This is a genomic window from Streptomyces sp. NPDC048172, from assembly GCF_043202595.1.
GTDB lineage: Bacteria > Actinomycetota > Actinomycetes > Streptomycetales > Streptomycetaceae > Streptomyces.
In genome coordinates, this window is record NZ_JBIDAT010000012.1 from 71,644 (window position 1) to 94,829 (window position 23,186).

21 protein-coding genes are annotated in these 23,186 nt (G+C 72.8%); 8 read left to right on the plus strand and 13 right to left on the minus strand.

Annotated elements, in window-relative coordinates:
• Positions 1-215: 215 nt before the first annotated feature.
• Positions 216-1,598: a glutamine synthetase gene (locus ACGF3A_RS38905; RefSeq protein ID WP_393735273.1), complete on the plus strand. Its 1,383-nt coding sequence runs from the start codon at positions 216-218 to the stop codon at positions 1,596-1,598.
• Positions 1,599-2,726, plus strand: coding sequence for an amidohydrolase family protein (locus tag ACGF3A_RS38910; RefSeq protein ID WP_393735274.1), 1,128 nt, complete (start codon positions 1,599-1,601; stop codon positions 2,724-2,726).
• 163 nt (positions 2,727-2,889) lie between these two features.
• Here ACGF3A_RS38910 and ACGF3A_RS38915 read toward each other — a convergent pair whose 3' ends face one another.
• A complete protein-coding gene (locus tag ACGF3A_RS38915; protein WP_393735398.1) occupies positions 2,890-3,696 on the minus strand; it encodes a hypothetical protein in 807 nt (268 codons plus the stop codon).
• Positions 3,693-4,208 (minus strand): MarR family winged helix-turn-helix transcriptional regulator, encoded by a 516-nt coding sequence (locus ACGF3A_RS38920; RefSeq protein ID WP_393735275.1) that lies wholly within the window; start codon positions 4,206-4,208, stop codon positions 3,693-3,695. Before ACGF3A_RS38920 ends, ACGF3A_RS38915 begins: the two co-directional genes overlap by 4 nt.
• A 69-nt stretch (positions 4,209-4,277) precedes the next feature.
• On the opposite strand from ACGF3A_RS38920, the gene ACGF3A_RS38925 reads away from it, so the two are divergent.
• Entirely contained in the window at positions 4,278-5,102 is an 825-nt protein-coding gene (locus tag ACGF3A_RS38925; protein ID WP_393735276.1) for an alpha/beta fold hydrolase, read from the plus strand.
• A 49-nt stretch (positions 5,103-5,151) separates the two neighbouring features.
• Here ACGF3A_RS38925 and ACGF3A_RS38930 read toward each other — a convergent pair whose 3' ends face one another.
• The gene (locus tag ACGF3A_RS38930) at positions 5,152-5,670 is read right to left on the minus strand and encodes a lytic polysaccharide monooxygenase (RefSeq protein ID WP_393735277.1); all 519 of its coding nucleotides are present in this window, start codon (positions 5,668-5,670) and stop codon (positions 5,152-5,154) included.
• 217 nt (positions 5,671-5,887) lie between these two features.
• On the opposite strand from ACGF3A_RS38930, the gene trxA reads away from it, so the two are divergent.
• Positions 5,888-6,265 carry a thioredoxin gene (trxA, locus tag ACGF3A_RS38935; RefSeq protein WP_393735278.1) on the plus strand — a complete coding sequence of 126 codons (378 nt, stop codon included), beginning with the start codon at positions 5,888-5,890 and terminating at the stop codon, positions 6,263-6,265.
• A gap of 34 nt (positions 6,266-6,299) precedes the next feature.
• On the opposite strand, the gene ACGF3A_RS38940 is transcribed toward trxA, so the two are convergent.
• Positions 6,300-7,718: an ABC transporter permease gene (locus ACGF3A_RS38940; protein ID WP_393735279.1), complete on the minus strand. Its 1,419-nt coding sequence runs from the start codon at positions 7,716-7,718 to the stop codon at positions 6,300-6,302.
• Positions 7,719-7,814: 96 nt separating this feature from the next.
• On the opposite strand from ACGF3A_RS38940, the gene ACGF3A_RS38945 reads away from it, so the two are divergent.
• Entirely contained in the window at positions 7,815-8,438 is a 624-nt protein-coding gene (locus ACGF3A_RS38945) for a TetR/AcrR family transcriptional regulator (RefSeq protein WP_393735280.1), read from the plus strand.
• Positions 8,439-8,612: 174 nt separating this feature from the next.
• Here the strand turns inward: ACGF3A_RS38945 and ACGF3A_RS38950 are convergent, their stop codons facing one another.
• A complete protein-coding gene (locus ACGF3A_RS38950) occupies positions 8,613-9,674 on the minus strand; it encodes an ATP-dependent DNA ligase (protein ID WP_393735281.1) in 1,062 nt (353 codons plus the stop codon).
• Between the two features lie 70 nt (positions 9,675-9,744).
• Between ACGF3A_RS38950 and ACGF3A_RS38955 the strand changes: the two genes are divergently transcribed.
• Positions 9,745-11,280: an ATP-dependent DNA ligase gene (locus ACGF3A_RS38955; RefSeq protein ID WP_393735282.1), complete on the plus strand. Its 1,536-nt coding sequence runs from the start codon at positions 9,745-9,747 to the stop codon at positions 11,278-11,280.
• A 222-nt stretch (positions 11,281-11,502) separates the two neighbouring features.
• On the opposite strand, the gene ACGF3A_RS38960 is transcribed toward ACGF3A_RS38955, so the two are convergent.
• From ACGF3A_RS38960 to ACGF3A_RS38990, 7 genes are all read right to left on the minus strand, one after another.
• Positions 11,503-12,204, minus strand: coding sequence for a hypothetical protein (locus tag ACGF3A_RS38960; protein ID WP_393735283.1), 702 nt, complete (start codon positions 12,202-12,204; stop codon positions 11,503-11,505).
• A 17-nt stretch (positions 12,205-12,221) separates the two neighbouring features.
• Positions 12,222-12,647 (minus strand): HIT family protein, encoded by a 426-nt coding sequence (locus tag ACGF3A_RS38965; protein WP_393735284.1) that lies wholly within the window; start codon positions 12,645-12,647, stop codon positions 12,222-12,224.
• Entirely contained in the window at positions 12,644-13,471 is an 828-nt protein-coding gene (locus tag ACGF3A_RS38970; RefSeq protein WP_393735285.1) for an aldo/keto reductase, read from the minus strand. The genes ACGF3A_RS38965 and ACGF3A_RS38970 overlap by 4 nt, the downstream gene beginning before the upstream one ends.
• Before the next feature lie 99 nt (positions 13,472-13,570).
• Positions 13,571-15,049, minus strand: a complete 1,479-nt coding sequence (locus tag ACGF3A_RS38975; RefSeq protein WP_393735286.1) for a purine-cytosine permease family protein — start codon at positions 15,047-15,049, stop codon at positions 13,571-13,573.
• 209 nt (positions 15,050-15,258) lie between these two features.
• On the minus strand, positions 15,259-16,164 hold the full coding sequence (locus ACGF3A_RS38980; protein ID WP_393735287.1) for a universal stress protein: 906 nt from the start codon (positions 16,162-16,164) through the stop codon (positions 15,259-15,261).
• Between the two features lie 79 nt (positions 16,165-16,243).
• Complete coding sequence (locus ACGF3A_RS38985; RefSeq protein WP_393735288.1) at positions 16,244-17,278, minus strand: NAD(P)-dependent alcohol dehydrogenase; 1,035 nt, start codon at positions 17,276-17,278, stop codon at positions 16,244-16,246.
• 85 nt (positions 17,279-17,363) lie between these two features.
• Positions 17,364-19,922, minus strand: coding sequence for an ATP-dependent Clp protease ATP-binding subunit (locus ACGF3A_RS38990; RefSeq protein ID WP_393735289.1), 2,559 nt, complete (start codon positions 19,920-19,922; stop codon positions 17,364-17,366).
• Between the two features lie 161 nt (positions 19,923-20,083).
• Here ACGF3A_RS38990 and ACGF3A_RS38995 point away from each other — a divergent pair, with 161 nt between their 5' ends.
• Both ACGF3A_RS38995 and ACGF3A_RS39000 read left to right on the plus strand, forming a co-directional pair.
• On the plus strand, positions 20,084-20,749 hold the full coding sequence (locus ACGF3A_RS38995; protein WP_393735290.1) for a TetR/AcrR family transcriptional regulator: 666 nt from the start codon (positions 20,084-20,086) through the stop codon (positions 20,747-20,749).
• A 20-nt stretch (positions 20,750-20,769) separates the two neighbouring features.
• On the plus strand, positions 20,770-22,884 hold the full coding sequence (locus tag ACGF3A_RS39000; protein ID WP_393735291.1) for a HelD family protein: 2,115 nt from the start codon (positions 20,770-20,772) through the stop codon (positions 22,882-22,884).
• On the opposite strand, the gene ACGF3A_RS39005 is transcribed toward ACGF3A_RS39000, so the two are convergent.
• Complete coding sequence (locus ACGF3A_RS39005) at positions 22,831-23,061, minus strand: hypothetical protein (protein WP_393735292.1); 231 nt, start codon at positions 23,059-23,061, stop codon at positions 22,831-22,833. The genes ACGF3A_RS39000 and ACGF3A_RS39005 overlap by 54 nt on opposite strands.
• Between the last annotated feature and the right edge of the window lie 125 nt (positions 23,062-23,186).

Here is a 23,186-nt window from a genome sequence, read left to right on the forward strand (position 1 = left end):
CATCGCTCCCGTACCGTAACCGCATAGGTCTCGCCACCTTCTCAGTTTCCCCTCCCCGCCGCATGCACCCCGCTCCGGGGTACCTTCCCAACTCGCGGCCGTGTCAGGCGCGAAGGCGTCCATGCACCTTGCCAGAGGCATTGCCACGGGGGAATCACGCCTCTGCCGCCGCGCCGCCTTGCCCCCCGCTCCCGGAGCGGGTAGACGGCTCACTCATGGGAACCTCACGGAACGCACCGCAGGAGGAGAGCGAGACCGAGGACGGGGCCCGGCGGGCCGCCGCGCGACTCGCCGCCGCCGGGGTCCACGGAACGGCGCTGACCTGGGTCGACAACGCGGGCATCACCCGCGTCAAGGCGGTTCCGGCGCGGCGGCTGGGCGAGGCGGCGGAGCGGGGCGTGGGCATGTCTCCGGTCTTCGACGTGTACCTCGTCGACGACTCGGCGACGACCAGTCCGTACATCGGCGGACCCGACGGCGATCTCCGGCTGCGGCCCGACCTGGACCGGCTGACGGTGCTCGCCGCGCAGCCGGGCTGGTCCTGGGCGCCGGTGAACCGTCACGAGCAGGACGGCTCCCCGTACGCGGGGTGTCAGCGGCAGTTCGCCGCGCGCACCGCGCGGCGGGCGCTGGAGGAGCAGGGCATCGAGCTGCGGATGGGGTTCGAGACGGAGTGGACGGTGGTACGGGGACGGCTCCCCCAGGCGGGCGCGGAGCTGGACTACCCGGTCACGGGTCCCGCGTACGGCATGGCGCGGATCGTCGAACTGTCGGACTACCTGCGCGACATCCTGGAGGCGCTGACCGCGCAGGGCATCGAGGTGCTGCAGATCCATCCCGAGTACTCCCCGGGCCAGTTCGAGGCGTCGGTCGCGCCGGACGACCCGGTGGGGGCTGCCGATCTGGCGGTGCTGGTGCGCGAGACGGTGCGCGCGGTGTCCGTACGGCACGGGCTGACGGCGTCGTTCGCGCCGGTGGTGGAGCCGAGCGGGGTGGGCAACGGCGGGCATCTGCATCTGAGTCTGTGGCGCGAGGGGAAGAACCTGTGCGAGGGAGGCGACGGACCGTTCGGGATGACCCGGGAGGCCGAGGCGTTCCTCGCGGGGGTGCTGCGCGAGCTGCCCGCACTGCTCGCGATCGGCGCCCCGACCCCGGCCAGCTATCTGCGGCTGCGGCCGTCGCGCTGGTCGGGGGCCTACCACTGCTGGGGACTTGAGGCACGGGAGGCGGCGCTGCGCTTCGTGGCGGCGGCGCCCGGTGTGCCCGGCGCGGCGAACGCGGAGGTCAAGTGCATGGACGCGGCGGCCAATCCGTATCTGGTGACGGGAGCGGTGCTCGCGGCGGGGCTCGCCGGGATGGCGGACCCGACGCCACTGCCGCCGCCCGCCTCGGGCGACCCGGCGCTGACCGGCGCCGAGCGCAGGCTGCCGACCTCGCTGCCGGTGGCGCTGGGCCACTTCGAGCGCTCGGCGGTGCTGCGCGAGGCGCTCGGGGAGCCGCTGTTCGGGGCGGTCGCGGCGGTGCGCAGGGCGGAGACCGAGCTGTTCGAGGGGGCGACACCGCTGGAGATCGCGGCGGCGACACGAGGACGGTACTGAATGGCAGGGCAACCGCTGCTCGTCGACCAGCACTGCCACGGCGTGCTCAGGTCGGGCCCGGGGCGCGCCGTCTTCGAGGCGTACCTGAGCGAGTCGGACGCGCCCGCGGCGCCCGGCACGAGCTTCTTCGACTCGCAGGTGGGCTTCGCCGTACGGCGCTGGTGCGCGCCCGTCCTCGATCTCGCGCCGCACTGCGCGCCGGACGTCTATCTGGACCGGCGCGCGGAGCTGGGCACGGCCGAGGTCACCCGGCGGCTGCTGCGCGCGAGCGGCATCTCGGCGTTCCTGGTGGACACGGGCCTGCCCGGTGATCTGCTGACGCCCGCCGAGCTGGCGGAGATCGCCGGGGCCGAGGCCCATGAGATCGTCCGGCTCGAACGGCTCGCGGAGCGCGCGGCGGACGCGGCGCGCGACACCAACGCGTTCCTCGCGGAGGTCTCCGACGGGGTCCGCGAGTCGGTGCGCACCGCGCGGGGGTTCAAGTCGGTGATCGCCTACCGCGCGGGGCTCGACTTCGCGCCGCAGCCGCCGGGCACCTCGGAGGTGTACACGGCGGCCGACCGCTGGCTCTCCTCGCGTGTGCGCGGCAGCAGACTGACCGACCCGGTGCTGCTGCGCCATCTGCTGTGGGCGGCGGTCCGCACGGGCCTGCCCCTCCAGATCCACACCGGGTTCGGCGATCCCGACCTGCGGCTGGACCGCTGCGACCCGCTGCTCCTGACGGACTTCGTGCGCGCGGTCGCGCCGTACGGCACGCCGCTGGTCCTGCTGCACTGCTACCCGTACCACCGGGGCGCGGGCTATCTGGCGGCCGCCTTCCCGCACGTCTACGCCGACTTCGGACTCTCGCTCACCCATGTCGGCGCCCGCGCCGACGCGGTGCTGGCGGAGCTGATGGAGCTGGCACCGTTCGGCAAGCTCCTCTTCTCCACGGACGCGTACGGCCTGCCGGAGCTGTACGTGGTGGGTGCCCGGCTCTTCCAGCAGGCGGCAGCGGCGACGACGGGCGCGTTCACCGGGTCCGGCGCCTGGTCGGAGGAGGACGCGGCGCGGGTCACCGCGATGCTGGCCTCCGGGAACGCCGCGCGGCTCTACAGCCTGGCCCCGACACTGGCCCCGACGCACTGAACGGGCGGCCCTCCGCCGGGGCGTACGGGGGTGTCCCCGGCGGAGGGGCCGCGCCTCCAGGGCAGCCTGCCCGCGCGCCGGGGGGCCCGCAAGACGTTTCGGCGCTGTCCGAATAACCCTGCTGGGAACGGGAGTTCGTGAGCCGTCAGGGCGCACCGGGCGATCAGCGCGCCCAGGGCAGCCGTACGGCCTCGATCTCCCCGTCGTCCAGCAGCGCGGCGATCAGCGGCGCGGGCCCGGCGACCTTGGTGGCCCACAGGTCGTGGTCGGTGCACACGACCCAGGAGCGGTCCTCGGCCCAGAGGTTGGAGGGCGTGAAGGCGACCCCGGTGTCGTCATAGAGCACCTGGGCGTCGCCGAGGCGGCCCGCGCGGACGTGGGGCCGGTCGAAGTCGCCGGTGCCGGGGATCAGGGGGCAGTAGTACGCGAGGCAGCGCGTCGCGGCGCCGTCGGGGCTCCAGCCGGTGAGGAGCGCGACGAGCCGCTGCCAGGTCTCGCGGTCCAGGCTGCCTTCGGTGGGCGGCTGGATGCCGACGGGCCAGCTCCCGCCGGCCCTGGCCGAGGGGAAGCAGCGGTGGGAGGGCAGCAGCCCCTCGGGGACGAGCGGATCGCCCGTACGGCGCGCGAGTTCGGCCCAGCGCAGCCGCCGCCAGCCGGGGCCGGGGTGCTCGGCGTGCCCGAGGTCCCCGCCTGTCATGACGCCCGCGGCGTCGAAGTCGATGCCGCCGACGATGTCCCGCTCGGCGCCCGCCGCGAGCTGGGCCGCGCGCCGCTGCTCGTACGTCGTCGCGCCGGGCCCCGACTCGTGCTCGTACATGGCGTTCAGCACCCAGGCCACGTCGGGCAGCGGCGGGGCGAGGAAGCCGGTGAGGCCGTCGTCACCGGTGAGGGCGGCGAGCCAGGACACGGCACCGGGGTCGGCGGGGGTCCAGGCCGGGGTCGGGTCCGGGGTCGGGTCCGGGGGCGTCATCCGCACGGGCCCGGCTCGTCGACGTCCACGTGGTCGAGGAACCGGACGAGGTGGGAGAGCACTCGCAGGCAGGCGTCGACGTCGTCCCCGGACAGCCCGGCTCCGGCCCGGCGCAGCACCGCGCGCTCCCGGTCGGCCAGCGCGGTGATCGCGGCCCGGCCGCGCGCGGTGAGGCGGATGAGCGAGGACCGTTTGTGCGCCGGGTTGGGCACGGCCTCGACGAGGCCGTGCTCCGCCGCGTCGTTCGTCATACGCTGCACGAACTGCCGGCTCAGCGCCTGGGCCCGGCCCATCTGGGGAACGGTCATGGGCCCGCCCTCGCGCAGCATGCTCAGCACAGCCCGTACGCCGACGGACAGGCCCTCCCGCGGCGCGTCCTGCTCGACCTTGCGCTGGGCCCGCCGGTAGAGGGGACCCACCAGGTCGAAGACCTCGGTGAGCCGGTCGCCCGGCACATCGCCCGGCCCATCGGCCGGCTCGTCGGACGCCGTGTCACGCGCTCTCTCGCTCACCCGGCCATCATGTCACCCCTCATGACACCTCTGTTGTCATTCTCGCGAGACAATGACACCTTGGTTGTCATGATGGATGATCTGTTCCACCTCGACACCGGCAGCGGCCGTCCGCTCGTCCTGCTCCACGGCGGCTTCCTCGACCACCGCATGTGGGACGACCAGATCCCCGCGCTCGCCGCGCGCCACCGCGTCATCGCGCCCGACGCGCGCGGCCACGGCCGCTCGGCGCTCGCGACCGCGCCGTACCGCCTCGCCGACGAACTCGCCGCGCTGCTGCGCCGCCTGGACACGAGGCCCGCCGTGCTGATCGGGGTCTCGATGGGCGCGGGCGTCGCCGTCGACACCGCGCTGGAGCACCCGGACGTGGTCGAGGCGCTGGTCCTGAGCGGCGCGGGCACGAGCGAGCCGCACTTCGAGGACCCCTGGACCACCGCCACGCTGGCCGCGCAGCACGCCGCGATGGCCGCGGGCGACCTGGACGGCGCGGTCGAGGCGGCCGCCCTCTTCGCGGCGGGCCCGCACCGCCCGCTCGACGCGGTCGAGCCCGCCGTCGTGGAGCGCGTACGCAGGATGGCCCGGGCCACCATGTCCCGGCACACCCGGGACGAGCCGAACCTCCTCGTCCAGGTCGGCCACACCTGGAGCCGCCTGCCGGGGATCGGGGTCCCGGTCCTCTCCGTGAACGGCGCCCTGGACTCCCCCGACCACCTGGCCATGTCGGCACGCCTGACGGACGCCGTCCCGCAAGCCCGTACCCGCACCCTGTCCGGCGCGGCCCACTACCCGAACATGGAGCGGCCCCGGGCGTACAACGCGGCGGTGGAGGACTTCCTGGCCGCGCTCCCCGCCGCACGCAGAAGGACCGGGCCCGCCCCCTCCCCAGGGAAGTGAGGGAGGACGAGCCCGGTCCCGTGCCGCCTGCCGGTCGGCGCTGGAGGCGTCAGCCGCCGATGTTGACGTCCACGCAGGCGTAGAACGCGTTCGACGTGTCGGCGACGTTCCAGACGGCGAGGACCGTCTTCTTGCCGGAGGCGCCGCCGAAGTCGACGTTGTGCGAGAGCTCGGACGGGGGCTGCTCGCCGCCCTGGTCGAACTCGGCGATCTTCTTGCCGTCGATGAAGTACTGCCAGGTCGTCGTGCGGTGGGCGGCGGTCAGCTTCCAGTTGAACGTCGCGGAGCTGCCGACGTTCGCGACGTTCCACCCGTGGTTGTCGTCACGCAGCTCGGCCCACTCGTCGTGGCCGCCCGCGCAGTCCTGGAGCCCCTTCGGCCCCTCGACGCTCTGCGGCTCGTACTTGATGGAGCCGCACTCGACGACCCCGGCCGCGCACTGGGCCTGCCTGCTGGCGGGGTCGCTGATGTAGCCGTGGGCACTGGCGGGGGTCACCGAGAGGCCCATGACCAGGAAGGGCGAGAGGCCCGCACCGATCAACGCGGCCAGCTTCCTTTTCTTGTGCATGTCAACTCCTTACGGAGGGCACTGGTGGGGGGAAGGTCCTCCAATTGGTCTAGACTTTACAACTCGGTGACCGTACGCGGTCAATAGTGCGTACACAGAAACGGATTCCACTGAATCCCCGCGCGTACGTCCTTGCCGCGGGAATGCCGGAGGTGCTCATGATTGTTCCCGTCCGGCGGAGCACGGCACGCTCTGCGACCCCGAAGCAGGAGAGAGCATGAGCACCATCGAGCTGACCAAGGACAACTTCGAAGAGATCGTCGCGGACAACGACTTCGTCCTGATCGACTTCTGGGCGGCGTGGTGCGGTCCCTGCCGTAGCTTCGGCCCCGTCTACGAGGCCGCCGCGGAGCGGCACCCCGACCTCGCCTTCACCAAGGTGGACACCGAGGCCCAGCAGGAGCTGGCCGCCGCCTTCGAGATCCAGTCGATCCCGACGCTGGCCATCATCCGGGACCGCACGCTGGTCTTCGCCCAGCCCGGCGCGCTGCCCGAGTCGGCGCTGGAGGACGTCATCGGCCAGGCCCGCGAGCTGGACATGGACGAGGTCCGCAAGTCGGTGGAGGCCGCGCAGAACGGCGGCCAGGAGGCCTGAGCCCGACCGCCGTTCCCGCACGGGCCGCCCGCGCTCAGCGGCTCCCCGCCACCGGGGCCGAGGGCGCGGGCGTCTGCGCGGGCGCGGTCCGCGGCATCAGGCGGAAGTCCTGCCGCACCGGGTGCCCGTCGCGCGCGAGCACGCGGGCGACGGCGGCCAGCCGGTCGGGGCTGCTCGCGATCACGTTCACGAAGTGGTCGGGCAGCCCCGCCGCCGCGTACTCGCCCCGCTCGTCCGTGATCGCCCGCAGCAGCTCCCGCCCGTGGGTGCCGGTCACCGTGATGGCCACGCCCGCGAGCGGCTGCCCGTCCTCGCCGGTCACGCGGCCGGTCAGCAGGGGGTCCGACTGCCCGATCCGGTGGGTGTGCGGGGCGACCGCGCTGGGCTGCGGCATCTCGAACGAGGGGTCCTCGACGGGCGGCTCGACGGACTCGGCCGAGCCCTCCCCCTCGGCCGCCTCGCGCCGGGCAGCGCGCCGCTCCTTCCAGGCGCCGAGCAGGATGAGCGCGACACCGGCCACGATCCAGGCGCAGATCACCAGGACGGGCCGCAGGATGTCCTTGCTGTCGAAGTAGAACAGCCCGCGCAGCGCCTCGATGAGGTTGCCCATCGGCATGACCGGGTGCAGCGCGCGGAAGAACCCGGGCACCATCTGGACGGGGATCGCCCCGCCGCTCGACGGCATGCTGAGCAGCACGAAGAGCCCCATGGCCACGCCGGGGAAGAACTGCTTGAAGAACGGCACCAGTCCGTACGAGGTCAACGAGACCGCCTGCGTCATCAGGAAGATGAACAGGATCGCCAGCGGATCGTCCGGAACGACGTCCATGCCGCGCGCCGTGAAGTACGCGATCACGCTCATCAGCGCGCCCGCGACCACGAACGTCGCGACCTTCTTGCGCCGCCCGAACGTGGTCGCCCGCAGCAGCATCATCACCATGATGTACGAGGGGATCGTGCAGGCCAGCACCAGATAGAAGAGCCCGGTGCCCATCCCGTCGCCGGGCGCCGTGGACGCCACGTCGTGGATGTGGAGCTGGCCGCCGCTCTGCTGGGCGACCTTGGTGAACGTCTTCTGGAGCACGGACTCCAGCGAGTACCCGTCGGCCTTCGCGACGTAGAGCTGCGGGTCGGCCTTGTCGGGGACGTATCCGGCCGTGGCGTCCCGGTTCGTGACCGCGTCGCGCGCGGCGTCGGCGTCCGCGACCTGGTGGATGTCGAAGGCGCCGGGGCTCCGCTGCTCCAGCGCCTGTTCGAGCTGGCCCGCCGAGGGCCCGGCGACGGCCACGTCGACGTGGTGCGGGACCGGGTTGTGGAACGGCAGCAGATAGCAGACGAGGAACCCGGTGAAGAAGAACGCCGGGAACCAGAGCGTCGACGCCAGCGTGCGCGCGGTGGCGGCCAGCGACGACGCCGACCCTCCGCTTTCCGGTTCCGCCTTGTGCTCCGCCATGGACGTGGTCCGCCTCCTAGAAATAGGTGTCCCGGGCAACGATTAGCAACGCTAACAGAAAAATGCACTCGTGCAAAAATGCACTACTGTAGGAACATGGCCGTCGAGGAAGCCGGTGCCCCGCCCCCGCCCTGCGGGCTGCGGGAGCGGAAGAAGCAGGAGACGCGTGCGGCGCTGCGGGACGCCGCCGTGCGGCTCTATCTGGACCGTGGCCCGGCGGACGTCTCCGTCCGCGACATCTGCGAGGCCGCCGGGGTCTCACCGCGCACCTTCTTCAACTACTTCGAGAGCAAGGACGACGCGGTCTTCGACTGGGACCACCGGCTGACCGGCCAGCTCGTCACCACGCTCACCGCCCGCCCCGCGGACGAGCCCCCGCTGGAGGCGCTGCGCCGCACCTTCCACGAGACGATCCCGGTGCTCGTCGCCGACGCGGGCTGGCGCGACCGGCGCCGGCTGCTCCGCGCCTACCCGGAGCTGATCCCCAAGCTGGTGCACAGCAACAGCCACATGCCGGTCGCCATCGCCGAGGCCGTCACGGAGCGCACCGCGCTTCCGGCCGACGCGCTCTATCCCCGCCTCGTGGCAGGCGCCGCGCTTACTGCGCTGCGGGCCTCCATCGGTAGCTGGGATCCCGACACGTCGGCGGAAGAGCTGATCGCGGTCCTGGACCAGTGCTTCGACGCACTGGCCGGAGGTCTGCGTCCCCCCTCGGCCTGAGTGCCGAACAGGGGCTGCCCCGTCCGCGCGTCGCGGACTGCGAGTGCTCGCTGGCTGGCCGCGCAGTTCCCCGCGCCCCTGAGGCTTCAGGGGCGCGGGGAACTGCGCGAGCGGCCACGACGTGCCCGCGGACCGGCGCGTGCGGCAAGGGGCAGCCCGGGCCCGGCGTGCCCTCTATCCCAGGGCCTGGGAGAGGTCGTACCGGACAGGCTCCTCCAGCTGGGCGTACGTGCACGTCGACGGGTCTCTGTCAGGGCGCCAGCGGCGAAAGGCGACCGTGTGGCGGAAGCGGCCCGCCTCCATGTGGTCGTAGGCCACCTCGCACACCCGTGAGGGACTGAGCGGAATCCAGGACTGGTCCTTCGTGCCGCTCCACCGGTTGGGGCTGCCCGGCATCCGGTTCTGCTCATGGGCCGACTCGTCCTGCCACGCCGCCCAAGGGTGCCCGGCGAGGGAGTCGAGGCGCAGGGGGGCCAGCTCCTCCATCAGTTCGCGGCGGCGGCGCTCGCTGAAGGACGAGGAGCCGCCGACGTACTGGAGGACGCCCGCCTCGTCGTAGAGCCCGAGCAGCAGGGAGCCGAGGGCATCGGCGTCGCGCTTGTGGGCGCGGAGCCCGGCGAGGACGCAGTCGGCGGTCCGCTCGTGCTTGATCTTGATCATGAGCCGCTCCCCCGGCCGGTACGGCAGATCGAGCGGCTTGGCAATCACCCCGTCGAGGCCCGCGCCCTCGTACTGCCGGAACCAGTCGCGGGCCACGTCCATGTCGTACGTCGCGGGCGCGAGGTGGAGCGGTTCGCGGGCGTCCGCGAGGGCGGCGGCCAGTACCTGGCGGCGTTCGGAGAGCGGGAGGCCGAGCGCGGAGATGTCGTCGAGGGCGAGCAGGTCGAAGGCGACGAAGCTGGCGGGCGTGGTGCGCGCGAGGAGCCGTACGCGGGAGTCGGCGGGGTGGACGCGGGCCTGGAGCGCCTCGAAGTCGAGCCGCCCGTCGAGGGCGACGACGATCTCCCCGTCCAGCACGCACCGCGCGGGGAGCTGGGCGCGCAGGACGTCGGCCAGTTCGGGGAAGTAGCGGGTGAGGGACTTGCCGGTGCGGCTGCCGAGCTCGATCTCGTCGCCGTCCCGGAAGACGACGCAGCGGAAGCCGTCCCACTTGGCCTCGTACTGCATGCCGGGCGGGATGCGCGACGCCGGTCTGGCGAGCATCGGTTTCACGGGCGGCATGACCGGAAGATCCACATCCGCGATTCTCCGCCCGCGCCGCGTCCCGCGCACTGCGCGGCGGCGCCCGCCGGGTGACGATGGGGCCATGCTGCTGGCCGACATCGCCCGGACGTCCCGCGAGATCGCGGATGCCCCGGCCCGTACGGAGAAGGTGGCGCTGCTCGCCGAGCTCTTCCGGCGGGCTGAGCCGTCCGAGGTGCCCGTCGTCGTCACGTATCTCGCGGGGCGGCTGCCGCAGCGCAGGACCGGCGTGGGCTGGAGCTCCCTGCGCGCGCTGCCGCCGCCCGCCGACGCGCCCCGGCTCACGCTCGGCGACGTCGACGCGGCGCTGACCCGGATCGCCGCCGTGAGCGGCAAGGGCGCGCAGGCCGAGCGGAAGCGGCTGGTGGACGAGGTGATGGCGGCGGCGACGGCGGACGAGCAGTGGTTCCTCGTCCGGCTGATCGGCGGGGAGCTGCGGCAGGGCGCGCTCGACGCGTTCGCCGTGGAGGGGCTGGCGGCGGCGACGGAGGCGGAGCCCGGCGAGGTGCGGCGCGCGGTGATGCTCGGCGGTTCGCTGGGCGCCGTCGCGCGGGAGCTGCTCGCGCACGGCCCCTCGGCGCTGGACGGCTTCCGCCTCGAAGTGGGCCGCCCCGTGCTGCCGATGCTGGCGCACACGGCGAAGGACGTGGCCGAGGCGCTCGACAAGCTCGGTCCCTGCGCGGTCGAGGAGAAGCTCGACGGCATCCGCGTCCAGCTCCACAAGGACGGCGACGACGTACGGATCTGGACCCGCACCCTCGACGAGGTCACCGACCGGCTGCCGGAGGTGGTCGCGGCGGGCCGCGAGGTCGGGGCCGGACGGGCGGTGCTGGACGGCGAGGTGATCGCGCTGGGAGAGAACGGCTGGCCACGTCCCTTCCAGGAGGTCTCCGCGCGGGTCGCCTCGCGCCTGGACGTGACGGGCGCGAGCAGCGAACTGCCGCTCTCCCCCGTCTTCTTCGACGTGCTGAGCGTCGACGGGCGCGAGCTGCTGGACCTGTCGGCCGCCGAGCGGCACGAGGAGCTGGCCCGGCTGACGCCCGAGCCCCGGCGCGTACGGCGGCTGGTCGTGCCGGACCCGGAGGACGCCGAACGGCGCGAGGCCGCGCGGGAGTTCGCCGAGGAGGTGCTGGCTCGCGGGCACGAGGGCGTGGTGGTCAAGGGCCTCGACGCGCCCTACACCGCCGGGCGGCGCGGCGCGTCCTGGCTGAAGGTCAAGCCCGTGCACACCCTGGACCTGGTGGTGCTGGGCGCGGAGTGGGGGCACGGGCGGCGCACCGGCAAGCTCTCGAACCTGCATCTGGGCGCGCGGCGCGGCGACGGCTCGTTCGCGATGCTCGGCAAGACCTTCAAGGGCCTCACGGACAAGCTGCTGGCCTGGCAGACCGGGCGGCTCCGGGAACTGGCGGTGGACGAGGAGAGCTGGGGCGTGCGCGTACGGCCCGAACTCGTCGTGGAGATCGCCTTCGACGGCGTCCAGCGCTCGCCCCGCTACCCGGACGGCGTCACCCTCCGCTTCGCCCGCGTCGTCCGCTACCGCGAGGACAAGACGCCGGACCAGGCGGACACGGTCGAGTCGGTCACGGCGCTTCTCCCCTAGTGATCACTGGGCGGGGGCAGCCTCTGCCTGTCCGCCGCAGCCTGCGGCTTGTGGGTGGTTGCTCGCGCAGTTCCCGCGCCCCTGAGGCCTCAGGGGCGCGGGGAACTGCGCGACAAGCCACGACGCGGCCGCAGCCTGCAACGCATGGGCACGGGGCAGCCCCTGCCCAGCCCTGAGACGAGGGCAACCATGAACCGCCGGACACGGCCCAGGCCGACTGGTTCAGCGGTCCAGCACCGGGAAGTGCCGCCGCCAGGCGGGGTCGACGTGCGGCAGCGGGCCGGAACAGACCTCGCGGTACGGCCGTCCCTCGTGGTTCGCCGTACGGGGGAGGTAGCCGCTGAAGAGACCGGCCCCGCGCAGGCCCTCGTGGAGATGTCCGGCGCACTCCGCCACGGGGTCCACGGACGCGGGGGCGACGGCGTGGAAGATTCCGTCCTCCAGCCTGAACGCCCTGCCCTCGTCATGGTCGACGCCGCATGCCGCGACCAGCCCGCCTGCCCGGAAGGCAGCCGCGTGCTCGTGGAAGAGCGCGCCCCCGAAGGTGCTGTCGCTGAGGACGACCACGGGCGCGGCGAGGCTCAGGAACGACCCCAGCAGGAAGTCGGTGTCGTCGAACGCGTCGAGCGCGTCCAGCGGACCGAGGTCCGCCGGAACGCCCGCCGCTGCCCGCCAGGCGTCGGGGGCGGGAGGCGTGAGCCCCTTGTGGTCGGGGACGACCCTGTTGGCCGTCGCGTTCTCCAGCTCCCACGGGGCGGGGAGGACCCAGCCTTCCGGCAGCGCGGAGCCACCGGAGTCACCGGTGCGCAGGACGTAAGCCGAACCGCCCGGTATCACCCGGTCGTAGAGCGGCAGCACGCTGTCCTCCAGCGCGAGCACGCAGTTGAGGTGGAAGCCCATGGCGGTCATCGTCACATGCCGCACCCACCGGCACCTGAGGCTCAGGCGAACGCCGCGCGGATGCGGGCCGCCGACGTCTCCGCCTCGGCCTCGTCCGCGTAGCGGCGGCGGGGCCAGAAGAAGCCGCGCAGGCCGTCCTTGCGGTTGCGGGGGACGACGTGCACATGGAGGTGGGGTACGGACTGGCTGACCGTGTTGTTCTCCGCGACGAACGACCCGGCGGCGCCCATCCCCCGCTGCACGGCGCCCGTGACCCGCTGGACGGCGGTGAAGTACGGCCCGACGGACTCCCCCGGCAGGTCGGTCAGCGTCACCACGTGCGCGCGGGGCACCACGAGCGTGTGCCCGGGGAAGAGCGGGCGGCGGTCCAGGAAGGCGACGACGGCCTCGTCCTCGTAGACCCGGAAGGCGGGCTGGCCGCCCGCGACGATCGCGCAGAAGACGCAGTCCGGCGGCGCCTCGCTCACGTGAGGGTGTCCGGGTCGGGCCCGACGCGGGTGCCCGTCTCCAGGCTCCGGAGCCCGCGCATGTCGTCCTCGTCCAGCGCGAAGCCGAAGACGTCGAGGTTCTCCCGGATACGGGCGGGGGTGACGGACTTCGGGATCACCACGTTGCCGAGCTGGAGGTGCCAGCGCAGGACGGTCTGCGCGGGCGTCCTGCCGTGCTTCTCGGCGATCTTGAGGACGGTCGGGTCGTCGAGGACTCCGTTGCCGCGGCCGAGCGGGGACCAGGCCTCGGTGACCACGCCGTTCTCACCGTCGAAGGCGCGCAGGGCCTCCTGCTGGAGGCGCGGGTGCAGCTCGATCTGGTTGACGGCGGGCACGACGCCGCTCTCGTCGAACAGCCGTTGGAGGTGCGCGGGCTGGAAGTTCGAGACGCCGATCGCCCTGGCCCGTCCGTCGGCGTGGATCTCCTCCAGCGCCTTCCAGGTCTCGACGTACTTGTCGCGGGCCGGGAGGGGCCAGTGGATGAGGTAGAGGTCGACGTGGTCGAGCCCGAGGCGGGCGAGGGAGGCGTCGAAGGCGCGGAGCGCGCTGTCGTACCCCTGCTCGGTGTTCCAGAGCTTGGTGGTGACGAAGAGCTCCTCGCGGGGGATCCCCGAGGCGGCCAGGGCCCGCCCTGTGCCCCGCTCGTTCTCGTAGAGCGCGGCCGTGTCGATGCTGCGGTACCCGGTCTCCAGCGCCTCGGTCACGACCCGCTCGGCCTCGTCGTCCGGCACCAGGAAGACGCCGAATCCGAGCTGGGGCATCAGGGTGCCGTTGTTGAGGGTGACGTCCGGAACGCGCGTCATGGGTACCTCCGCCTCGGGATCGACAGCTGCGACGGCCTCCCGCCATTGACGCATACGTACGAGCACGCCGCGCCTCCGGACCTCTCCGCCCCGGGCCGCTCAGCCCTCGCGGACGTTCTCCCGCGGCCTGGGCAGCACGGCGAACAGGACCGCGGCCAGCAGGACCGTGGCCGCCCAGCCGAGGCCGTTCTCGCCGATCCAGGTGTCGACGAGCGGCCCCTGGAACCAGTCCACCTTGGTGAAGCCGAGGCCCAGCAGCAGCGCGACGGCCCAGGCGCTCATGGCCTGCCAGCAGAAGCCGCCGGTGTACCAGTAGCGGCTGGTCCGCGAGGTGTCGAGCAGGGCCTCCGCGTCGTAGCGCTCGGCCACGGGCATCCGGCGGCGGCGCAGCATGTCCACCGCGTAGACGCCGACCCAGGAGGAGAAGGAGACCGCGAGGAGGGAGAGGAAGGAGATGAACGAGCCGTAGAAGCTCTTGGCGACGAGCATCAGCAGCAGGCCGCCGACGAGGCTGATGACCGCGTTGATGCTGACGGCCGAGGCGCGCGGCAGGCGTACGCCCATGGTCTGGGCCGTGAATCCGGCCGAGTACATCGAGAGGCTGTTGATCAGCACCATGCCGATCAGCGCGATGATCAGGTACGGCACCGCGAGCCACATCGGGAGGGCCTCGCCGAGGAAGGAGACGGGGTCGTTCGTCTTGGCGAGCGCGGGCGTCGACACGGACATCACGCCGCCCATGAGCACCATCGGCACCAGGACGAGGAGCGCGCCTGAGAGGGTCGTGCCGAAGATCTTCTTGCCGGAGGCGCTGTGCGGCAGGTACCGCGCGAAGTCGGGGCCTGTCGGGATCCAGGAGATGCCGCCCGCGGCGATGGTGCCGATGCCCGCGATCAGCATCGCGGTGCCCCCGGCGGGCTTGGAGAAGACCTTGTCCCAGTCGATGGTGGTGATCAGATAGACCAGCACCAGCACCGTGAAGACGCCGAAGAGGTAGGTCGACCAGGTGTTGCAGAGGTTCAGCACCTTCCGCCCCATGCCGCTGACCAGGAACGTCACGCCGACGAAGGCGAGCAGGGTGACGACGATCAGCGGGGTGTTGCTCTTGATGCCGAAGAGCAGGTCGAGAACGGTGAGCACGGCGTACGAGCCCGTGACCGCGTTGATCGTCTCCCAGCCGAAGCGGGCGACCCAGAGGATCATGCCGGGGAAGTAGTTGCCCCGGACGCCGAACGTCGCGCGCGAGAGCATCGCGCCGGGCGCCCCGCCCCACTTGCCGGAGACGGAAAGCAGTCCGACGAGCCCGAAGGAGACGGAGCCCGCGACCACCGCGGCGAGGAGGACCTGCCAGAAGTTGAGCCCGTTGAAGACCACCAGCCCCGCGCCCATGGTGAGCAGCAGGACGCTGATGTTCGCGGCGACCCAGGTGGGGAAGAGCTCCCGCACCCTGCCGCGCCGCTCGTGGTCGGGGACGGGCTCGATGCCCCGGGTCTCGATCGTCTCGTCCACCGCGGCGGTGGGGGCGCCCTCGCCGCCGGAGGGGGACGGGGTGGCGGGGGCGTCGGTGGAAGCAGCCATGCGGGGGGCTCCGTGCGGTTCTCAGGTGCGTCGTGCGTCATTGCAAGGCCCTGACCAGGACCGCGAGGGACTCTACGCGCGTTGCAAGACGCCCTCTATCGTACATAGCTACACAGTGCGCCGGTTCCGGCGGGCGTTTCCTCCAAGGCGTGGGGGCCGCCCGGAACGCCACCGGACGGCCCCCACGGTTCGTACGATCGAACAACCGGTCAGACGACCGGAACCAGCGCCACCGGGCACCCGGCGTGCTGAAGCACCGCGTTCACCACCGGGCTGACCTGCAGACTCAGCCGGCGCTGCTCGCGCCGGGCGCCGAGCACGACGGTCCTGGCGCCCTGGCTCAGCTCGATGAGCTGCTCGGCCGCCGAACCGTGATGGGCCTCACTCACGACCGACACCCCGTCGTAGTCCGCGCCGATCCGCTCCGCGGTCTCGCGGACGAACGCCTCGGCGGCCTTGCCCTCCGGCGACTCCCTCGCGGTCGACTTGCGCGGCAGCCCGGGCAGCGCCGGGCCGCCCCAGTTGTGGACGACGCGCAGCGCCGAGCCGTCGCGGGCCGCCTGCTCGAACCCGTACCGCAGCGGAGCCGTCGCGCCGCTGCGTTTCAGCCCGACGACCGTCTCGCTCCGCTCGGCGTCCACCGGCTCCTCGCCCCGCACCACCAGCAGCGGGCTCGCCGAGTGCGCGGCGAGCCGCAGCCCGACCGAGCCGAGCAGCAGTCCGCGGAAGCCGCCGTGGCCGCGCGAGCCGACGACGGTCAGCGCGGCCGTACGGCTGGCCCGTACGAGCGCGTCGGCCGCCAGCTCGTACGACCCCGACGGGACCACGGTCAGTCCCGGCACCCGGTCCCTGGCGCGCTGGGCGGCGGCCTCGGCGACCTCCAGGCCCGCCTTGCGCGCCCGCTCCCGGTCGGTGTCCGTGACGGGAACCGCCGCGTAGCGCGGCGGGGCCGCGCCGCACAGCACCATCAGTCCGACGCTCCGCTGGTCGGCCTCGTCGGCGGCCCGGTCCAGGGCCCGGAGGGAGACCGGGGACCCGTCCACTCCGACGACCACGTGATCCCGTGGTACGCGCCTGCTGTCGGCCGTCGTGGGGCGCTCGTTCGTCTCCGGCATGTCCGTCCTCTCCTCACGTCACTCCCCGTGTACCCCGTCAGTGTGGGACACACAGGCCGCAAGCGGGAGGAGGCACGACTCAAGGCACCATCACGGCCCGCCCGTTGATCTTCCCGTCATGGAGAAGTTCATACGCACGCGGCGCGTCGTCCAGAGCGAACTGCTCGACATGCACATCGAGTACACCCTGACGCGCGAACTCCAGTACCTCTTCCAGCTCTGCCCTGCTGCCCCAGTACGGTGAACGCACGGTGGCCTCGTAGGGAAGGGTTCCGAAGCCGACGGAGACGGCTCCGCCGCCCAGGCCGACGACCGTCACATCGCCCTCGACGGCCACGCACTCGGAGGCGAGCGCGGTGGTGGGCGGGGCGCCGACGAAGTCGAGCACGGCCGTCGCACCGTTCCCCGAGGTCAGATCCGCGATACGGGCCGCGGCCCGGCCGTCGGAGAGCAGCGCCTCGTGGGCGCCGACGGAGCGGGCCAGCTCCAGCTTCTCCTCGGTCACGTCGAGCGCGATCACCCGCGCCGGGGTCATGGCGCGCAGCAGCTGGATGGCGACATGGCCGAGCCCGCCGGTGCCGATGACCACGGCCGTACTCCCACCGACCAACTTCGGTACCGAGAGTTTGATGGCGTGGTAGGGGGTGAGTCCGGCATCGGTCAGCGGAACGGTGGACACAGGATCGAGGTCACCCAGCGGAATCAGATGGCGGGCGTCGTCCACGAGCAGGTACTCGGCCATCGCGCCCGGCACGCCGAGGCCGGGCGGGAAGATGCCCTCCTTCTTGGCGCGCAGGCAGTAATTCTCCTTGCCCTGGGCGCAGTTGTGACAGACCCCACACCCCCAGGGCCCGTACACGGCGACGGACTCCCCGGGCTCGACGCCCGTCGCGCCGTCGCCGAGCGCCGCGACCGTGCCGACGCCCTCGTGCCCGAGGGTCAGCGGCAGCGGGAAGGTGATCTGGTCGGCGCCCATGCTCATCACGGCGATGTCCGAGTGGCACGCCCCGGCCGCGGTGACCTTCAGCAGCACCTGGCCGGGGCCCGGCTCCGGATCGGGGACGTCGGTCAGGACCGGGGCTGCCCCGATGTGCGGGTACTGCAGGGCCTTCATGGCTTCTCCCTTTCGCTGGGGTCCGGTTCACGGCCGCCGCGGTGGCCGCCGGTACGGGTACCCACGGCCACCGCGGCAGGGCAGTTCAGGCCGCGACCTGTCCTGACTGCCCGGCCGCCCCCGCCTGGTCCTCCTCCGAGGGCGCCTCGCCGGACGCCTCCCCGTGGCGTACGGACACCGCCAGCGCGTCCTTCTCGACGTCCGCGACCAGGGTGTCGCCCGGCCCGGCCTCGTCGCTGAGCAGGAAGGAGGCCAGCCGGTTGTCCAGTTCGGTCTGGATCGTCCTGCGCAGCGGGCGGGCGCCGAACTCCGGCTGGTAGCCGTGCGCGATGAGCAGCTTCTTGGCCGCCTCGGTGATCTCCAGGCCGATGTCCTGCGCCCGCAGCCGCCGCACGCTCTCGTCGAGCAGCAGGTCGACGATCCGTTCGAGGTCCTCCTCCGCGAGGGCGTGGAAGACCACCGTCTCGTCGATCCGGTTGAGGAACTCGGGCAGGAAGCGCGCGTTGAGCTGCTCCTTGAGCTGCGGGCGGATGGCGTCGACGTCGCCCTTGTTGGCCAGGATCAGCTGGGAGCCGATGTTGCTGGTCATGATGACGAGCGTGTGGCGGAAGTCGACCGTACGGCCCTGGCTGTCCGTCAGCCGTCCGTCGTCCAGCACCTGCAGCAGGATGTTGAAGACGTCCGGGTGGGCCTTCTCGACCTCGTCGAAGAGCACGATGCTGTACGGCTGGCGGCGCACCTTCTCGGTGAGCTGGCCCGCCTCGTCGTGGCCGACGTATCCGGGCGGCGCCCCGACGAGCCGGGAGACGGTGTGCTTCTCCTGGAACTCGCTCATGTCGATGCGGATGAGCCGGTCCTCGTCGCCGAAGAGCAACTGGGCCAGCGCCTTGGCCAGTTCCGTCTTGCCCACGCCGGTGGGGCCGAGGAAGAGGAACGAGCCGGTGGGCCGGTTCGGGTCGCCCATGCCGGAGCGGTTGCGGCGTACGGCCTGGGAGACGGCGGTGACGGCCTCGTCCTGGCCGACGACCCGCTCGTGCAGCGCGTCCTCCAGCTTGAGCAGCCGCTCCTTCTCGCTCTCGGTGAGCTGGGAGACGGGGATGCCGGTGCGCCGGGAGAGGACGTCGGCGATGTCGGAGACCTCGACCGCCATCACGCCCTCGCGGCGCTCCTCGACGCCCGCGAGCTCGGCCTCGACCGCGGCGATCCGCTCCTTGAGCTCGGAGGCGCGTTCGAAGTTCTCGGCGGCGACGGCCTCGTCCTTCTCCCTCCCCAGCTTGGCCAGCTCGTCCTCGCGCGAGACGACCTCGGTCGAGCGGCCGAGGGAGCGCAGCCGGACGCGCGCGCCCGCCGTGTCCATCAGGTCGATGGCCTTGTCGGGCAGGAAGCGGTCGGTGATGTAGCGGTCGGCCAGGTCGGCAGCGGCGGCCAGCGCGTCGTCGGTGAAGCGGACCTGGTGGTGGGCCTCGTACGAGTCGCGCAGGCCCTCCAGGATCTGCACCGTCTGCTCGACGGTGGGCTCGGAGACGAGCACGGGCTGGAAGCGGCGTTCGAGGGCCGCGTCCTTCTCGACGTTCTTGCGGTACTCGTCGAGCGTCGTGGCGCCGACGACGTGCAGCTCGCCGCGGGCGAGGGCGGGCTTGAGGATGTTGCCCGCGTCCATCGAGCCCTCCCCGCCGGAGCCCGCGCCGACGACGGTGTGCAGCTCGTCGATGAAGAGGATCACGGAGTCCGACTCGGCCTTGACCTCGTCGATGACCTTCTTCAGCCGCTCCTCGAACTCGCCCCGGTACTTCGAGCCCGCGACCAGCCCCGGCAGATCGAGGCCGACGACGCGGACGTCCTTGATGCTCCTGGGCACGTCGCCGGAGACGACGCGCTGCGCGATGCCCTCGACGATCGCGGTCTTGCCGACACCGGGCTCGCCGATGAGGACCGGGTTGTTCTTCGTACGCCGGGAGAGCACCTCCAGCGTCTGTTCGACCTCGTCGGCACGGCCCACGACCACGTCGAGCTTCCCCGCGCGGGCCTCCTCGGTGAGGTCGCGGCCGTACTCGTCGAGCGTGGGCGTCTTGCTCTCCTGGGCGGCCCCGGCGGGTGTGCCCTCGCGGCGGCTCGCGGTGTCGGCGTCCCTGCTGAGCCGCCCGACGTCGGTGCCGAGCCCTTCCAGGGCCTTACGGGCGCCGGAGTCCCGGTCCTCCAGCAGCGCCGCGAGGATGTGCTCGGGGCCGATGTACGAGACGCCCGCGGCCTGGGAGTGGGCGTGGGCGCCGATCAGCACGCGCTTGGCGGCGGGCGTGAGGCCCGGCTCCGAGGAGGGCGTGCCGCTCTCCCCCGGCAGCGCCTCCGCGAGGGCCTGGCCCAGCTTCTCGGGGTCGGCACCGGCCTCGGCGAGGAGCGAACGCGCCGGGTCGACCTGGGTGCAGGCCCAGAGCAGGTGCTCGGTGTCGAGGTCCTCGCTGCCGTCCTGCTGGGCCCTGGCCGAGGCGGTGGCGATCAGCTCGCGCGCGGAGTCGGTCAGCAGCCGCCCGATCGGCACGCGCTGCATGGCGGGCGGCGAGGAGCGCGGGGACATCCCGAAGAAGCGGTTGAGCAGCTCGTTGAACGGATCGGACGAGCCGTAGGAGCCGTACGGGGGCAGCGTCATGGGTATCGCTCCACGTCGGTCAGAAGCCAGAAGCCAGAAGCCAGAAGTCAGGCCATGCGCTCCACTGAACCAGCAGCGGAAATATGCCGCAAAAGGAGCAAACTCCATGGAGACTCAGGCAGATATTTAACCGAGTTACATTTTCTGCTAGCGTCGTCACCATGAGCCCCACGAGCGAGAAGCCCTCCGGCCTGCGGGAGCGCAAGAAGCAGCGCACGTACCAGGCGATCTCCGACACCGCCGTCGCCCTCTTCCTCGAAAAGGGCTTCGACGCGGTCTCGGTCACCGACATCGCGGACGCGGCCGAGGTCTCCAAGCCGACCCTCTTCCGCTACTTCGCCGCGAAGGAGGACATGGCCCTCCACCGCTTCGCCGACCACGAGGACGAGGCGGCCCGTGTCGTGCGCGGAAGGCCCGGGGAGACCGCGCCGCTGACCGCCCTGGAGGAGCACTTCCTCGCCGGGCTCGACGCGCGCGACCCGGTCACCGGCCTCTGCGACCACCCGGACGTGCTCGCCTTCCACCGGCTGCTGTACGGCACCCCGAGCCTGGTCGCGCGGATGGCCGCGTACACCACGCGCTCCGAGGCGCACCTCACCGGAGCGCTGGAGGAGGCGGCCCCGGACACGGCCCCCGGCGGGGAGCACGTCGCGCTCACCGCGCGCCTCGCCGCGGGCCAGATCCTGGGCACCCAGCGCACCCTCGCGCTGACCAACTGGCGGCGGATCGCCGAGGGCGCGCGCGCCGACGACGGGCACGCCACCGCGACCGCCGAGGCCCGGCACGCCTTCGGCCTGCTGCGCACCGGCCTCGCGCCGTACTGCTGAACGCCGTGAAGAAGGGACTCATGGAGCTCGACACCGAACTGACAGGCGAACGGGAGTACGTGGAGGTCTGCCGCGCCGCGCTGGCCCGTCTCGTACGGGGCGCGCAGGACCGCGTCCTCGACGGCGCGGGCGTGCTCGACGAGGAGGGCGTGTCCGGCGACGGCGCCAGCGCGGAGGCGCTGGGCCGGTACCTGCGCAGCCAGGCCAAGGAGTTGCGGGAGGAGCCGGAGGGCCCGCCGTTCTTCGGGCGGCTCGACTTCGGCGCCGGGTCCGGTACCGGGACCGGGGCGGGCGATCACGCCGGGCAGCGCTACTACATAGGGCGCCGCCGCATCGCCGAGCACCCCTCGGCGCCGCCCCTGGTGCTGGACTGGCGGGCCCCCGTCTCGCGCGCCTTCTACCAGGCGACGGCCCTGGACCCGCGCGGCGTGGACGTGCGCCGCCGCTTCGGCTGGGCCCCCGGCGCGCGCGGCACGGCCGAGGAGCTGACGGGGCTGGAGGACGAGCCCCTGACCACCGGGAGCGGAGAGGGCGGCGACGCGCTCAGCTCCGGCATCGTCGCGAGCGAGATCGAGCGGCCCAGGGTCGGCCCGATGCGCGACATCGTCGCCACCATCCAGCCCGACCAGGACGACCTGGTCCGCGCGGGCCTGGCCGAGACCGTGTGCGTCCAGGGCGCGCCCGGGACCGGCAAGACGGCGGTGGGACTGCACCGCGCCGCGTATCTGCTCTACACCTACCCGCGCCGCGTCCAGCGCGGCGGACTGCTGGTCCTCGGCCCCAACCGGGCCTTCCTCGGGTACATCTCCGAGGTGCTGCCCTCCCTCGGCGAGGTCGGCGTCCGGCAGTGCGTGATGGCCGACGTCCTCGACGCCGCCTCCCGCGGCTGGCAGGTGCGCGCCGAGGACAGCCCCCGGGCCGCCGCGCTCAAGCACGGCGCGCGGATGGCGGCGGTCCTGGAGCGCGCCCTGTACGCCCGTGTCCGTACGCCCGACGAGCCGGTGGCCGTGCCGGACGGCTCGTACCGCTGGCGGCTGGGCGCGGGCGAGCTGAGCGACATCGTGGCGGAGACGCGGGAGCAGGCCCCGCCGTACGAGGTCGGCAGGGAGCGCGTGCGCGCACGCGCCGTCGCGCTGTTGCGCGCCCAGGCCGAGCGCCGCGCCGGTCCGCCCAGCAACGAGTGGCTGCGCAGGATGGGCCGTACGAAGGCGGTCAAGGAGTTCCTCGACGCCGCCTGGCCGCGGGTGCGGCCCGAGGAGGTGCTCGCGGAGCTGCTCGGCGACCCGGACGCGCTGGAGCGCGCCGCGGACGGGCTGCTCGACGCGGAGGAGCGGAAGGAGCTGCTCTGGACCCGGCCCCCGCGCTCGTTCAAGAGCGCCAGGTGGTCGGAGGCCGATCTCGTCCTGCTCGACGAGATCGCGGGGCTGATCGCGCACCCCGAGGAGAGCTACGGGCACGTGGTCGTCGACGAGGCGCAGGACCTCTCCCCCATGGAGTGCCGGGCCGTCGCCCGCCGCAGCCGCTTCGGCTCGCTGACCGTGCTGGGCGACCTCGCGCAGGGGACGACGCCGTGGGCGGCGCGGAGCTGGCCCGAGCAGCTCCGTCATCTGGGCGCCGAGGGCGCCAGGGTGGCGCCGCTGACCACCGGCTTCCGCGTCCCCGCCGCGATCGTCGAGCTGGCCAACCGGCTGCTGGGCTCCCTCGACGTCGAGGTGCCGCCCGCCCGTTCGCTGCGCCGCGACGGCGGGCTGCGGATCGAGCGCGTGCCCGCCGCGGAGTCCCTGGCCCCCGCGGCGACGGACGCCGTGCGGGCGGCGCTGGGCCGGGAGGGCTCGGTCGGGGTGATGGCGGCGGACGCCCGGGTGGCGGAGGTGCGCGCGGCACTGGAGGCCGCGGGGATCGCCACCGGCACGGCCGAGGAGACGGGCGAGTCGGGGGCCGGGACGCGCGTGACGGTGCTGCCCGCCACGCTCGCCAAGGGCCTGGAGTACGACCACGTCGTCCTGCTCGAACCCGCCGAGATCGTGGACGCCGAGCCCCGCGGCACGCACCGGCTCTACGTGGTGCTCACCCGCGCGGTGTCAGCCCTCCACGTGCTGCACGCGCGGCCGCTGCCGGGGGCCCTGGCGGGCTGAGCCTGGGGCGCGGGCCGCCGCGTGCCGGGTGGGCGGCTTCATCTCGCGCAGCCAGTCCGGCCCGTCGGCGATCTCCAGCAGCAGGATCAGCCGCGTGAGCGGGTGGTCCCAGTCCGGCGCGGTCTCGTCGTCCACCGCGCCCGCCCCGAGGGGGGATTCGGCGCCTTGTGTGGTCACTGTGGCTCCAGTTGAGGTCCGGAAGCTCGCGAACTCCGCAGTGCCGACGGTCACTTGTGACCCGGCACGACGACAACGGCCATTCTCGCGGGTGCGCACTTACTTCTGCAAGCACATCTGCAATT